Source organism: Marinoscillum sp. MHG1-6 (assembly GCF_024714475.1).
Lineage (GTDB): Bacteria > Bacteroidota > Bacteroidia > Cytophagales > Cyclobacteriaceae > JAMZMI01.
In genome coordinates this window covers 421,929-434,632 of the sequence record NZ_JAMZMI010000002.1, presented here as the reverse complement: position 1 = coordinate 434,632, position 12,704 = coordinate 421,929, and the positions used below count along the sequence as shown (strand labels likewise).

The 12,704-nt window shown below is 43.7% G+C and carries 15 protein-coding genes; 1 reads left to right on the top strand and 14 read right to left on the bottom strand.

The genetic code is table 11. The features are described from left to right. Positions 1-18: 18 nt before the first annotated feature. The 10 genes from NXR94_RS05575 to NXR94_RS05530 all read right to left on the bottom strand — a co-directional run bounded on the left by NXR94_RS05575 (position 19) and on the right by NXR94_RS05530 (position 8,942). Complete coding sequence (locus tag NXR94_RS05575; RefSeq protein WP_258103601.1) at positions 19-996, bottom strand: isoaspartyl peptidase/L-asparaginase family protein; 978 nt, start codon at positions 994-996, stop codon at positions 19-21. Between the two features lie 3 nt (positions 997-999). Further along, positions 1,000-1,344: an L-rhamnose mutarotase gene (locus NXR94_RS05570; protein ID WP_258103600.1), complete on the bottom strand. Its 345-nt coding sequence runs from the start codon at positions 1,342-1,344 to the stop codon at positions 1,000-1,002. 160 nt (positions 1,345-1,504) lie between these two features. Further along, entirely contained in the window at positions 1,505-2,428 is a 924-nt protein-coding gene (locus NXR94_RS05565) for an EamA family transporter (protein ID WP_258103599.1), read from the bottom strand. Beyond that, a complete protein-coding gene (locus tag NXR94_RS05560; protein WP_258103598.1) occupies positions 2,429-2,656 on the bottom strand; it encodes a hypothetical protein in 228 nt (75 codons plus the stop codon). Continuing rightward, positions 2,653-3,129, bottom strand: coding sequence for a GNAT family N-acetyltransferase (locus NXR94_RS05555; protein ID WP_258103597.1), 477 nt, complete (start codon positions 3,127-3,129; stop codon positions 2,653-2,655). The genes NXR94_RS05560 and NXR94_RS05555 overlap by 4 nt, the downstream gene beginning before the upstream one ends. A 4-nt stretch (positions 3,130-3,133) precedes the next feature. Beyond that, positions 3,134-3,613, bottom strand: a complete 480-nt coding sequence (locus tag NXR94_RS05550; RefSeq protein WP_258103596.1) for a MarR family winged helix-turn-helix transcriptional regulator — start codon at positions 3,611-3,613, stop codon at positions 3,134-3,136. 239 nt (positions 3,614-3,852) lie between these two features. Beyond that, complete coding sequence (locus tag NXR94_RS05545) at positions 3,853-4,596, bottom strand: LytTR family DNA-binding domain-containing protein (RefSeq protein WP_258103595.1); 744 nt, start codon at positions 4,594-4,596, stop codon at positions 3,853-3,855. 4 nt (positions 4,597-4,600) lie between these two features. Next, positions 4,601-6,568 (bottom strand): tetratricopeptide repeat protein, encoded by a 1,968-nt coding sequence (locus NXR94_RS05540; protein WP_258103594.1) that lies wholly within the window; start codon positions 6,566-6,568, stop codon positions 4,601-4,603. Beyond that, positions 6,543-7,739: a histidine kinase gene (locus NXR94_RS05535; protein WP_258103593.1), complete on the bottom strand. Its 1,197-nt coding sequence runs from the start codon at positions 7,737-7,739 to the stop codon at positions 6,543-6,545. Before NXR94_RS05535 ends, NXR94_RS05540 begins: the two co-directional genes overlap by 26 nt. Before the next feature lie 69 nt (positions 7,740-7,808). After that, complete coding sequence (locus NXR94_RS05530; protein WP_258103592.1) at positions 7,809-8,942, bottom strand: hypothetical protein; 1,134 nt, start codon at positions 8,940-8,942, stop codon at positions 7,809-7,811. A 272-nt stretch (positions 8,943-9,214) separates the two neighbouring features. Between NXR94_RS05530 and NXR94_RS05525 the strand changes: the two genes are divergently transcribed. Then, positions 9,215-10,147, top strand: a complete 933-nt coding sequence (locus tag NXR94_RS05525; protein ID WP_258103591.1) for a hypothetical protein — start codon at positions 9,215-9,217, stop codon at positions 10,145-10,147. 90 nt (positions 10,148-10,237) lie between these two features. On the opposite strand, the gene NXR94_RS05520 is transcribed toward NXR94_RS05525, so the two are convergent. The 4 genes from NXR94_RS05520 to NXR94_RS05505 form a co-directional block, all read right to left on the bottom strand. Further along, positions 10,238-10,720: a YHS domain-containing (seleno)protein gene (locus NXR94_RS05520; protein ID WP_258103590.1), complete on the bottom strand. Its 483-nt coding sequence runs from the start codon at positions 10,718-10,720 to the stop codon at positions 10,238-10,240. Next, the gene (locus tag NXR94_RS05515; RefSeq protein ID WP_258103589.1) at positions 10,717-10,926 is read right to left on the bottom strand and encodes a hypothetical protein; all 210 of its coding nucleotides are present in this window, start codon (positions 10,924-10,926) and stop codon (positions 10,717-10,719) included. Before NXR94_RS05515 ends, NXR94_RS05520 begins: the two co-directional genes overlap by 4 nt. Before the next feature lie 31 nt (positions 10,927-10,957). Beyond that, entirely contained in the window at positions 10,958-11,314 is a 357-nt protein-coding gene (locus NXR94_RS05510) for a YciI family protein (protein WP_258103588.1), read from the bottom strand. Between the two features lie 83 nt (positions 11,315-11,397). After that, positions 11,398-12,681 (bottom strand): RNA polymerase sigma factor, encoded by a 1,284-nt coding sequence (locus NXR94_RS05505; protein ID WP_258103587.1) that lies wholly within the window; start codon positions 12,679-12,681, stop codon positions 11,398-11,400. Positions 12,682-12,704: the final 23 nt, after the last annotated feature.

Sequence of the window (12,704 nt, the reverse complement as noted above, 5' to 3'; positions counted from 1 at the left end):
CAGGTTAATATAGATCAATTATTCTTCGTCACCATAGATGAGCAATTTCACCGCGCCGGACAGAGTAATGTAGCCGCGATACATGCCTTCAGTGCTAAAGGGCATAGCCACATTCCCTGCAGTATCCAAAGCGATCAATCCTCCGAGACCTCCAAGGTCATAGGTCTGTTTGAGAGCCAATTCCGCTGCTGTTTTGATATCCAGTCCTTTATATTCCATCAAGGCAGAGACATTATAGGCAGTAGCTGTGCGAATGAAGTATTCTCCGTAACCAGTGCAGGAAACACCGCAAGTAGCATTCTTGGCGTAGGTCCCTGCCCCAATGATCGGAGAATCACCAATGCGGCCCCATTTTTTATTGGTCATTCCTCCCGTTGAGGTGCCTGCACAGAGGTTTCCTTCGGTATCTAAAGCTACTACTCCGACGGTCCCATGTTCCTTTTGAATTTGCTGTAAACGCTCCAGTCTGTTTTGGGTCGAAAAATAGGATGGCTCCACAATTTCTAGTCCCTGCTCTGCAGCGAATGCATCAGCTCCTGCCCCTGAAAACATGACATGGGAGGACTTTTCCATTACTAAAAATGCTGCTTTGATTGGGTTTTTGACAGTTTTGACTCCGGCAACTGCGCCCGCATTGAGATCGCTGCCTCTCATGATTGAGGCGTCGAGTTCAGTTGTCATTTCAGAGGTGAAAACGGCACCAACTCCGGCATTGAAAAGTGGATTGTCTTCGAGGAGGCTGATTGCAGCGATTACGGCATCACAACTCGTGCCACCTTTTTCGAGGATATCATAGCCGGTTCGCAAAGAAGTTTGCAGGACCGACCGATAGATCGAGTCCATGGTAGCGGACATTTTCTCTCTCGTAATGGTACCTGCCCCGCCATGGATAACCAGAATGACCTTGTCTTTAGGCACTACTGCTTCCTTTTGGGATGGGCTTTGACAGCCCAGGAGATGCACGATGCTAATCAAGAAAAGGGTTCTGGTAATCATGGTCTAAGCCTCTAGTTTAAAAATTAATTCTGCCGACATCCATCGAATCTTAGCTTCCCAGGGCAACGCCTGTTGAAATTTGGCTTGCATGAGCGCTTCCCATTCCTGAACCTTCGGATTGACCTCATCCATGGCCGCTTTCTTCTCCAGGCTAAAGTCAGCATCTACTTCCATTATCATAAACAGTCGATTTCCAAGCAGGTAGATTTCCATATCAAGAACACCTGCATTGTAGATGCTTTTGATGATTTCAGGCCACGTGTTGCCGGGTGCATGATAATTTTTGTATTCCTCGATGAGTTTTGGGTCATCTCTCAGGTCTAAGCCCATGCAGATTCTTTCGGACATAGTTTTATTATTTAGGTATTCCACGAAGGTATAACTTCCTGGGTTTGTGATTTATAATTCCCTTTTCTCATCGGTATATTTTGGAAGAGGGGATATTTCTAATAGTTCATTCAGGTGATCAAGGGTAAATCATTTACTTCAAGAGGCCTTATAGATAGCTTCATGATTTCCCATGGTTTCGGTTCATATTGACAAGAAAAGCTCCTGCCAGTATGATGAGCATACCCCAGATTTGATCGATGGAGATCACTTCATTAGCAATCCACCAACCCATAAATACAGCAATGACCGGATTGATATAAGCGTAGGTCCCTACGATAGCCGAGGGGAGTTCTTTGAGCAGCCAGGTATACGCTACAAAAGCGATAATCGATCCCGCAAAGGCCAGGAACAAGACACTCGTCCAGGATTGCCAGGAGATATCCGCAACAGGAAAATGGCCGTATTCGCCCAATACCAAACTGACAATAAAGCTGATAAACGCTGCACTAATTAATTGCCAGCCCAGATTGGAGTACATAGAGCCTGATGAAGGATGAGATCGATAATACAATGTGCCGGACACCCAACATGCTCCACCCATTAATACGGCTATAGACGCAATAATCTGGAGTCGTATGTCTTCCGTTGGCAAGGGTTCATTGAGTTTGTCTCGGAACAATAATATGATCCCAATAAAGCCTACCACCAGCCCCAGTATGATCATGTAGTTAGAAAAGTAGTAACTCCAATGTTTGCGATCCAACAGCACAAACATGAAAGGAAGTGTGGCGATCAGGATTGAAGCATAACCGGAGGCGATATATTGCTCACTCCACATAAGCAGACCCTGTCCACCCACCAGGACAATGCCACCCACTATGAAATTATTGATGAGTACCCTCATGCTGGGCATCGGTTCTCCTTTGGCAAGAACATAGCCAACCAAAATTACCCCCGCAATGATGAACCTTGAGCTGGCCACAACAAATGGAGGTATCTCCTTAACGGCTATGGCTATGGCAAGATAAGTGGCTCCCCATATCAGGTATATGGATAAAAAAGCCAGTATGATCAAGAATTGACGAGAATAGTTGTTGTCCATTTAACCCTGCGTTTGACGTTTTTTAATCAACTGGAAAATATGATATCCGTGGATGCAAATGAATAGCACTCCCGCAAGCATGACGGGATGTGCCCCGATGGTAGCTCCGTAAATGAGATAGGCCAGTGCCGACAGAGCATGAAAAATCCGGAGTATCATCATTTCTTTCATACTGATAGCCAGTAGTCCCAGGCCGAGCGCTATATATCCAATGATCTCAGTACTCATAAGTTCATACTCATACGGATGTCACATCTGGCATAAGGCGAACAACCGGTGAGGGGTACCTCTTCGAAACCAGTGTTGCGGTAAAGCCCTATGGCATTTTCCAGTTTTCTACTCGATTCAAGTACCAACTTAGTTTTGCCTGTCGCTTTCGCTTTTTTGATGGCATACTGGATCAGCTTTTTTCCGATTCCCATGCCTCTCATTTCAGGTTTTACTGCCATTTTAGCCAATTCCAGCGTGTTTTCATCCTCGACAATCAAGGCAGCGGTCCCGACGATCTGCTCGTCGTATTTTACAAAGAAGATTTGTCCGCCGGGCTCAATAATGTGTTCAAATGGGTGCTCGAGCATCTCCCGGTCATGTTCTTCAACGGAAAAATACCTTTCCAGCCATTCATAATTGAGCAGTGCAAAGTCCCTGGCGTATTGCTCCCGATAGTCGAAGATATCTAATTGTAATTCGGTGTTCATCATCGTTTCACGTATTATGGAGTTCGTCAAATGTTCTCTCTTTAAAGCCTTTTTCAGCAAAGCGTTCTTCAAGCAGCTTTAGCGTGGCCATTGTATCCGTGTCGCACAGGGCCTTGATGACCCCTCGCTCTCCGGCATCCCATATTTCTTCCAGTCTTGGCAGTGCCTTCATAGCTTTTTGGGTTAGTTTCAAAACCCGACGGCGGCTGTCTACCTCGCATGGAGTAGAGGAGAGGTAACCAGCTTTCATCATTTTGTTGGTGATAGAGATAACCGAGGGGTGAGAGAGACGGATGCTGTCGGCAATCTCCGTCACGGACATTTCGTCTTTTTGTTTGAGCAGCCGAAAGACAACGTACCAGTTTGGTTCAATATCCAACCCGAGCTCTTTATACATCTTCCTGCCGTCGTGGATCAACGCGTCAGCAAGGCGTTTGAGTCTCATGGTAAATCCAAGACATCCCAATTCCTCTGCAAAGTCTTTCATTTCGTCTATATATGTAGTTAGCTACATAAAAGTAGAAAAATTTACGTAGTTAGCTACATACTTGGTTATTTTTTTTGATTTCCGGTTTGAAATTGGGCATTAATGGCACTTGAGAATTCTTGGAAGTAGCTGTTTTGGCTCTTGAAATAGGATTGAATCAACTTCACTTAATAGTACTCCTTCGGGATACATATTGGGTTTTGTGATGGAGGGATGACCAAACGCAATCGTCTAATTGATTAGAGGTTACTCATTCGCTCCATGAATTCATCCTTCTTTTTAGGAGAAATACTTACCATGGACTCGTCGTTCATCAGTATATATCCTCCTTCAGACTTGACGAATTTCTTGACACCTGTAAGGTTAATAAGGTAGCTATTGTGTACGCGCATGAAGTTGTCGGATGGGAGCAGGTCTTCATATTCTTTGAGATGTTTGCTGACCAGAATATTGCGACCGTTTTTTAACCTGAAGTCAGTGTAGGAACCATTTGCTTTGCAAAACAGGATCTCATTTTCTTTAATGAACTCCATGCCTTCAGCTGTGGACAGACAGATGTTTTTATCCTTATTTTCATTAGAGAGCCTTTGCATGAGTACATCCAATTGTTTGGAGTACTGTTGGTTGTTTTTTGTTTTACATTTTTCAACCGCTGCCTGAAGTTCATCGATAGATATGGGCTTGAGCAGGTAATCGAGACTACTCATTTTAATCGCCTGGATCGCATATTGTTCGAAAGCTGTAGTGAAAATTGTTTCAAAAGAGATATTTTGAATACGTTTGAGTATGTCAAAACCTGTTCCTGATTGTAGCTCAATATCCAGAAAGACAACATCGGCAGGTATATGATTGATTAGTTCAATTCCACTAGGTACTGAGTCGGCTTCTCCGACCACCTCCACACCATCGCAATAATCTCTTAACAGGTTTTTTAGTGTTTCCCTGCTGTGCTTTTCGTCTTCAATAATCAATGCGCGTAACATAATCTTAGGATTTAGGTATGGTTACTGTGACTTTCGTTCCGGTCATGCCGTTACTGTTGTTAAGGTCATCTATGGAGACCAGTTCTTCATTTCCTTTTTGCATGGCTTTGATGCGCTGAGCAGTAACCGACATTCCACGAGAAGGTCTTTTATTGCTTTTTTCTCCTTGCATCTTATGATTGCGACCAACACCATTATCTTCTATGGTACATAGTATGCAGTCATCTTTGTCAATAAACTGAACGGATAGTTTCTTATCGCCTACTTTAGGCATCAGTCCATGAATGATGGCATTTTCAATATACGGTTGAACCAATAATATAGGCACCTCATATAGATAAGTGTCCAGTTCTTCATCTACTTTGAATTCATAACTAAAACTATCATCAAACCTCAGTGCCTCGAGTTGGACGTAGATTTTGAGCAGGTTGATTTCATCTTCCAAAATGATGTTGGTGGTAATGGAGTCTTCCAGAATTTGGCGTAGGAGTTTAGAGAATTTAGTCAGATAAGTCAGGGCGGATCGCTTGTCATTGACGGTTATGAAGTGCTGGATAGAATTGAGCGAGTTGAAGATAAAATGGGGGTTCATCTGTGCACGAAGCATCCTTTTTTCCAGTTCGAAATTCATCTGGCTTATCTGTTCCTTTTGCTGGGAGATCAACTCATTCTTTTCTTGCAAAATTTGATTGGTTTTCGTTTTTCGTCGATTAGCAACAATGAGCACCCCTCCTGTAATGAGTAGTAATGCTGAGGTAACTATAAGAAATATCTTCCTCCTGTTCTCCAGATCGATACGGGCGTTGAGCAAGGAAACCTCCAATTCTTTTTGAGCGATTTCCTTATTTTTCATGTACACATCATGGCGAGCCTCCAGTTTGCTTAATTCCTGTACTTTGGTTTCGTCAACAAGACTATCGTTATAAAGAATATACTGTTTGAGGTGATAATTAGCTTTTTCAAGGTTTCCACTTCCTTCCTCCACGTTGCTAGCAGTTTCATGAATCTTCTTCTTCCACTCATAATGCCCCTGCCCTTCAAGTACCTTTAAGGCATCATTGTAATATTTTCTAGCCTCTTCTATACGACCCTGACGAAACATCAGTTTTGAGAGATTCCGGGAGCTGATGGCTATTTGCCTCGTGAGGTCAAGTTCTTTCGCAATGTCCAGGGATTTGAGAAGAAATTCCTCTGCCATTTCGGGTTGATCCAATTCCTGATAACAGTTACCGATGTTGGAATAATTACCTGACATTTCAAAACGATCATTGTCAGCTTCATAAGAAGGCTTGAGCGATAAGAAGATGTCCAGTGCCTTTTGGTAGTTCTGATCACTGAACTCCATCACCCCGATGTTGGCCTTAACGTTTCTTTTGATATCCTTTTTGTCAGGACCGGTATAGGTGGCAATAGCCGAATCATAGGCTGCTAATGACTTTTCTCTTTCCTCCATCAGGTCATATAAGATGCCCAGGTTACTGTAAGTAGAGGACAGGCTCACATCCAGCTTTAGAGAATCTACCAATCGAATATTTCGGAGGTAGAAGGAATGGCTGGTGGGGTAGTCTCCTATATTTTTATAGATAATCCCTCGCGTATTGTTGATGTAAATGATTCGGTCGAGGTCGTTTACCCTTTGCGCCAGCTTTTCACATTGATCAAGGTAGCCTAGAGCCTCCGGGTGGTCTCCGCTCATGCCATGTGTAACAGCCATGGAGAAGATGCTTTTTGCTTCACCCACTGTAAAGCCTATTTTATGGGCCAGATCTACACTCTTTTTTAAATAATAAAGTGAGCTATCCTTATTGTACTTCCTGAAGTCGTATCCGAGGTTTCGGTAGGTTTCGACATCCACTGTATCAAGTTTGTAGGTAATTGCACTTTTAAGGCTGTCGATTCTCGAGCTTTGTCCATAGCCGATTTGCAGAAGTGCCAGGGCGGTAACACTAACGAGGGCTTTGATCCGGAACATTGTTTTGAGGAATGGTGATTTGGTAGGTCTTTTGTGTTTTATCCGTGAGCATGGTGCTTTCCGTATTGTAACGGATATGCCCCTTTTTTAATTTATTAAAGATGTTAATCTGATCTTTCCAGGAAATCGCTTTCTTCTGGATTTGCGCTTTCTTTGGTTCGACACCTGAATATCGGAATAAAAACTGAAGAATCAGTTCATTTTCTGTTCTCTCAAAACCAATTTCCAATTCGAGGAGGTCAGATCCTGTTAAATGTTTTTCGATGATGTCCTCACAAGTTGAGATAATGAATATGGCTGGTAGTACACATTCCTTTAGCGCCACCTGGTTGTCCTCCTGGATTGTGAAATTGAATTTTTCACCGTACCTGAGCTCTTGCAGAATGAGATAGTTTTTAAGCGCATTAAGTTCTTTGTCTAAAAGGACCCAGCCAATCTCAAAATGTCCAAGGTAGTACCTGATAAGCTTACTGAATAAAGTCAGGTACCTCAATGCAGTTTCCTTGTCATTTTCAGTAAGAAAATACTGAATTGTGTTTAAGGTATTGAACACAAAATGCGGGTTGAGCTGTGATTTAAGTACTTTGGTTTGTAGCTGAGCAAGCTCAAGTTTAATACGGTGGGATTCCATCAGGTGATGATTTTTGGCCTGCTGAGCACTCAGCTGACTAAGCTTGATAGAGCAGATTCGTGCAATGGCATTGAGAATGCGGAGATGCTCCTCATTGAAAAAACTTCGCTCTGAATGCTCACAGTCAATTACACCCACCACGCGATCGTCCAATTTGATGGGTACGCAAATCTCGGAAAGTCTGGGGGCATCATCGACGATATATCTGGGATCCTTTGAAGTGTCACCGATGAGAATGTGCTCTCCGGATTTGGCAACTGATCCGGTAATACCCTGTCCGATGGGGATATTGATAGGTGAAAGGATTTTTTGTCCGATTGGGTTTTTGGGGCCATGAGCTGCTTTTTGTATCAGCATGCCCGATTTCGAATCAATGTAATAAACGACACAGTCCTCAAAGCCCAGTGCCGATATGCAATTTTTGGCCACTGCCCAGGCCAGTTCTTCCTCGCTCTTCGTCTCCAGGATAGAGAGCGAAAATGAAACCAGTATGTCTTCAATTTCGACTAAGTTTTGATTTCCGGGCAATGGAAAGAGCATTTGATTCTATTTAAATGTACAAGGGAAATGTGTGAATTACCCACACATTTCCCAATAATCATATCCTGTCTATTTGGCGATTAGGACCAGGATAAAAGGCGATCCTTCCGGATCGTGAGAGCTCACAACGAGCATTCTACTTTCTTCATACGATAGCATTGCACCTACGAAGTTCGTTCCTAGATCACCAGGGAAGGTGATGTCTCCATCCAGCATTCCGTCAGCAATACCGTCAATTCTGAGGGATACACTATCAGCATCTAATTCGCCAGTGTGGATGTTGTTGATCTTGGCACCATTTCCAAGTACCAGCTCACCATTGTCTTCAAAGGTTAGCTGTACTGCTGCCGTTTTCTCATCATTGTTATTTGGCATATAGGCGAAACCGAACATGTCATGACCAACAAGATCAGTGAATTCATAGGTAGCAGATTGTTTGAAAGCAAGGACTCCGCCATTGCCTTTACCCATATCGAGCATCATTACCCCGGCTGCAGTGAATTGACCCTCTACGGCTGTTACCTGGTCTTCGCTTTGGATTACAACAGAACCATTCTCTGTACATGAAGCAGTTGGTAGACCGGTAATGCTTGAGTTCAAAGTACAAGCTCCTTCATTCGCACAGTCAAGTGAGTACTTATTGCCTGAAATCGCATAAACTCCTTCTCCCTGCTCAACGATACTTACCTCTCCATACGCCTCTTCGGTGGCAGGATCGTAAGCTTCGCCATTACCAGGAGCAGTTAAGATGTAGTTATAGTTACCGGCTACGTCAGCACAGTCGCCGGCCGCTACAGTGGCGATAAGGTCTCCCTTGATGCTTCCCTCAGGCTTAACTATCATGGCTACGCCCGGAAGGTGCATGGCATAGAAATAAGCTGAGCCATCATCAGGGATATCCTGATTGGCAGGACTTACATTATTAATAGTGCATTTTAGGTAACCGGTTACCAGTGTTTCGTAGGTACCTTCGATGGTAATATCATCAGAAGTGTCATCAAACGTTCCATAATCCCATACAGTAGTGAACGTGTTGTTGTCGTGGTCAAGGGTCCATTCCCAAACATCTCCGGGGCTCTGGGTCCCTTTATAGTAAGAAATATTCTCTGTTACTTTTCCAGAGACATCATCCATTTCATCATCGTTACAAGCGGTGAATACAAGTAACGTTAAAGACATAAAGTAAAATAATAGATTTTTCATGATCGCTTTGAATAATTGTTTAGGCAATGATCCGACGATCTTCCGGATGTTTTTGAGCACAATTGACGGATGCCCCCTCTCAATTGATGAATAGGATATGAAAATCACGACCTACCCAAATTATGGTATGAATATTTTAAGAAATAATTGAAATAAAGTAAGGATCAATTCAATTAGGCCATTCATCAATCAAAAGGCCACATTGATCCATTCATGTGGATCATGCTCCCTTCCCGGCTCTACCTTCGAAGCATCTATTAAAACTATATGTCATGAAAAATTCATTATTAATCTGCTTGCTTACCGCCCTTATATTCTTTGCATGTGAAGAGAATGACTCTGATGTGAAAAGAGAAGAAGAACAGCTCGATGCACTGAACCTGGCCATGGAGGAGATCAACTGGAATGCGCAACTGTTTGGCGAAATTCTGGATGAGGCATCCCTGGAACTAACTCAGGATACTATCGAATATTACCTCAGCGAATCAACTACCCGTGCGGAATTCATCCGTGGCTTTTTCTTTCCATTGAATGGTCTGTTTGAGAAGGCTATCCAAAGGAATAATGACTATGTGGATGTAAGTGGGGTTAATTTTGGTCCCGGAGTGATTAGCGAGGAAAGGGCCGATTTCTGGAGCCGTATTTTTGTTGAAGAGGACCCTATTCAGGCCTATTACGACTTATTGGTCCCTGTGATCGACCTTGCTGATGAGGAGCACAGGGACTGGGTCATACTTACATCATTTGTGGATGCGTCTGAATCGACTCATGATCTTCCGTTGGAGCATTCAACTTTGACTCGTCGCATAGCGAGGGTGATCATTAATATGAAAGATATGATCCTGGATGCGCCGGAAAATGGTGCTGAAGGTGCGGCGATTGAGGAGATCTTCGTCACCAATAATGTGCCTCAGCCATATATCGGATTGCTTCTTCCTGCTGTTCAGAAAGTTAGAGAAGTCGAGACCAAAGAACCTTTCAATTCCTGGATAGATGCAAATACAGAAGCCGGTATCAATGGAGGTTTAAACAGAGATATTATTAGGAGACTTCAGATTGTAAGCCTTTTGAGTACCATCGACCTGATCCTAAATGAGGAATACGATCGTGGCGATCAGGATGGATTCTCGGTAGGGTTGATGCAGGCACAGTATGAAGCTTACTGGGCGTTTATTGCCAACGAGTATTGGATTGACAAACTTTAATCAGCGATCGGATAGTATGTGAACCATATTGTCAAACAGAAGCCTTCTGGATTTCCGGAAGGCTTTCCTTTTTTATGGACCTTGCATTAATCAGTTCCTGCTACTCCAATTCTGCTGAGATAGGGACAGATTGGTTCGCTGGTCTTCTACCCAGTTTGCTTTCATATCCTCGTCAGCAAACAGATAAAGCGTTTCATCTACAATTTTGAATACCTCCGGGTCTGTATTTGCTGTAAATCCTTTACTCACCGCAAAGGAGCAATAGCCGCCAAACGCCGGTGCGTACTTTTCAGGGTTTGCCTGGAAAAGAGCTCTATTCTCCTCGCTGGCAAATTGCCAGGTAGCGTCGCTCCATTGGAAGGTGACCGATTCAAGTCCCTGCATCGGCTTATCCTTGGTGAAGTAGGCCACGGGATCGTATCCATTGATGGCTACATTCGAAAACATGGGTTGGTTGACTGCAGGAGGGTTCATGGAAAGCGGAGTGATCCTTTTGATTCTGGAAACGGTGAATATGACGATGATCAGACTTGCCAGAACTATTACTCCATATTTCAATAACTTCTTCATCATGCAACGACTGTTTGGTTGTTCCAATTTTGATTCGCTTTCTCCAATCTGCCTGGCATCACTTTGAAAAGGAACCGGGCTACAGGATTAGAGAATAAGTAAATGGTTCCGTCAATGACAAGCTCATGGTTTCCGCCTGTGACGTCTAGTTTATTGGTGCTTACTGCAAATGCACAATGTCCTTCGAATGCTATGTTTTCAGTTTTCATGTCTTTAATATTTTAGGTTTAAGAGTATTGATTAGTTGATTCCGTCCATTTTTTTGATTGGTCTGATTTCCATAGTGGCCTCAGTGTCCTCAAAAATTGGGTTAGCCTTGGCGATGGCCACCGCCTCCTCAAGACTTGCAGCTTTAATATGAAAATAACCTACGATCACCTCCTTTGACTCTGTGAATGGGCCATCTTTGAAACTGCCTTTATTACCTTGAACTACCGCACCACCCATCTCTAAAGGCTGAGCACCCACCAGTTTTCCATCGTTCATCAGCCCTCCGATGTAGTTGCCTATTTTCTGCACGTGAGCTTGTTGCTCCTGAGGAGATAGATGTGCAAGGTGATCTCCGGTTGTTTTAATGAATAGCATAAATTCTTGCATGATCTTGTATTTAAATTTCTAATTGATTTTCTACCCCTAAGTCAAGTGAGCTCAGGGAAAAGGGACATGAAAACTGAAAAAAGTTAGTTTTTTTTCGAATATTTTTCTAACAATCTGGTAATCAGGTATTTGTAATTTTCGCCAAAAGGTATTTTTTGAGCTTGCCTGAGGTGTTTCAGTGCTTGTTCTGGCTGGTGATTTTGATAGAAGAGTTCGGCTGTGGTCGTGAAGTAGGGAGGGTAAGCCTTTAGGGTTTCCTGATCTTTTATCGCATGAATGACCTCCAGTGCTTCCCCGGGAGAATTGATTTTGGAGATGACCACCGCCCTGTTGAGCTCGATAAGAGGAGATGGGCTCAGTTGCAATAGTAAGTCATATAAGGAAAGGATCCCCTGCCAGTCAGTAGACTCATAATTTGGGGCTGTGCAGTGGTGAGCGGAGATGGCGGCAAGTATCTGGTATTCTGAGACTTTTTGTTGTGATGCTGAAAATTCGAGGTATTGCAGACCTTTACCAATCAATTCCTGATTCCATTTTTTTCGATCCTGATGCTCCAGGTTTAGGAGGTTATCCTGATCATCAATGCGCGCCTTGAAACGTGATGCATTAAAAGACATGAGGGCCAACAGGGCAAATACTTCAGATTTATCTGAAATGTGTTGGCTGGAGGCCACCGTTTCTGCCAGTCGGATGGCTTCTTCACAAAGCTCGTAGCGAATGAGCTCATTCCCCTCAGTGGCTTGATATCCCTCATTGAATAGCAAGTAAATGGTCTCCAAAACACGTGAGAGTCGGAATCCCAGCTCGTGAATGTCCGGGACTTCGAAGGGGACTTCGGCCTCACGGATCGTTTTTCTGGCCCTAACCAATCTTTTGTTGATGTTCTCTTCACTTGTCAGGAAGGCTTGCGAGATTTCGGGAATACTAAACCCACAAAGAGTCTTAAGGGTAAGTGCCACCTGTGAGTCAGCCGATATGGACGGATGACAGCAGGTAAACATCATTCTTAGCTGGTCATCCGCAATAGCCTGATTGGAGAAGAGCGCTTCCAGATCGATATCCAGGGTGTTGTCAGTTTGGAAGGTGGAAACGATCTTATCATTTTTCTCTCTTCGGTTCTGAGCCTGCTTGATGACGTTGATCGTCTTGTTTCGAGCCACCTTGTAGATCCAGCCCACCGGGTTTTGTGGGATGCCTTCATAGCTCCATTGCCGGATGGCGTCCAGCATCGCCTCCTGTACCACATCTTCAGCCAGTTCCATGTTTGCCGGACCAAAGGTTTTGGTCAGGATGGCCACCAGCTTACCGTATTCATGACGGAATATGTGATCGATCTGTCCGTGTATAGCTGAATCTGCCTCACTCATGGGTGTGTCTTTGCTTTGGAAGT

Coding starts and splice junctions, on each gene's coding strand:
- NXR94_RS05575 (WP_258103601.1), bottom strand. CDS start 996: ATGATTACCAGAACCCTTTTCTTGATTAGCATCGTGCATCTCCTGGGC.
- NXR94_RS05555 (WP_258103597.1), bottom strand. CDS start 3,129: ATGATGAACACCGAATTACAATTAGATATCTTCGACTATCGGGAGCAA.
- NXR94_RS05505 (WP_258103587.1), bottom strand. CDS start 12,681: ATGAGTGAGGCAGATTCAGCTATACACGGACAGATCGATCACATATTC.
- NXR94_RS05530 (WP_258103592.1), bottom strand. CDS start 8,942: ATGAAAAATCTATTATTTTACTTTATGTCTTTAACGTTACTTGTATTC.
- NXR94_RS05545 (WP_258103595.1), bottom strand. CDS start 4,596: ATGTTACGCGCATTGATTATTGAAGACGAAAAGCACAGCAGGGAAACA.
- NXR94_RS05525 (WP_258103591.1), top strand. CDS start 9,215: ATGAAAAATTCATTATTAATCTGCTTGCTTACCGCCCTTATATTCTTT.
- NXR94_RS05535 (WP_258103593.1), bottom strand. CDS start 7,739: ATGCTCTTTCCATTGCCCGGAAATCAAAACTTAGTCGAAATTGAAGAC.
- NXR94_RS05565 (WP_258103599.1), bottom strand. CDS start 2,428: ATGGACAACAACTATTCTCGTCAATTCTTGATCATACTGGCTTTTTTA.
- NXR94_RS05515 (WP_258103589.1), bottom strand. CDS start 10,926: ATGAAAACTGAAAACATAGCATTCGAAGGACATTGTGCATTTGCAGTA.
- NXR94_RS05540 (WP_258103594.1), bottom strand. CDS start 6,568: ATGTTCCGGATCAAAGCCCTCGTTAGTGTTACCGCCCTGGCACTTCTG.
- NXR94_RS05520 (WP_258103590.1), bottom strand. CDS start 10,720: ATGATGAAGAAGTTATTGAAATATGGAGTAATAGTTCTGGCAAGTCTG.
- NXR94_RS05510 (WP_258103588.1), bottom strand. CDS start 11,314: ATGCAAGAATTTATGCTATTCATTAAAACAACCGGAGATCACCTTGCA.
- NXR94_RS05560 (WP_258103598.1), bottom strand. CDS start 2,656: ATGAGTACTGAGATCATTGGATATATAGCGCTCGGCCTGGGACTACTG.
- NXR94_RS05550 (WP_258103596.1), bottom strand. CDS start 3,613: ATGAAAGACTTTGCAGAGGAATTGGGATGTCTTGGATTTACCATGAGA.
- NXR94_RS05570 (WP_258103600.1), bottom strand. CDS start 1,344: ATGTCCGAAAGAATCTGCATGGGCTTAGACCTGAGAGATGACCCAAAA.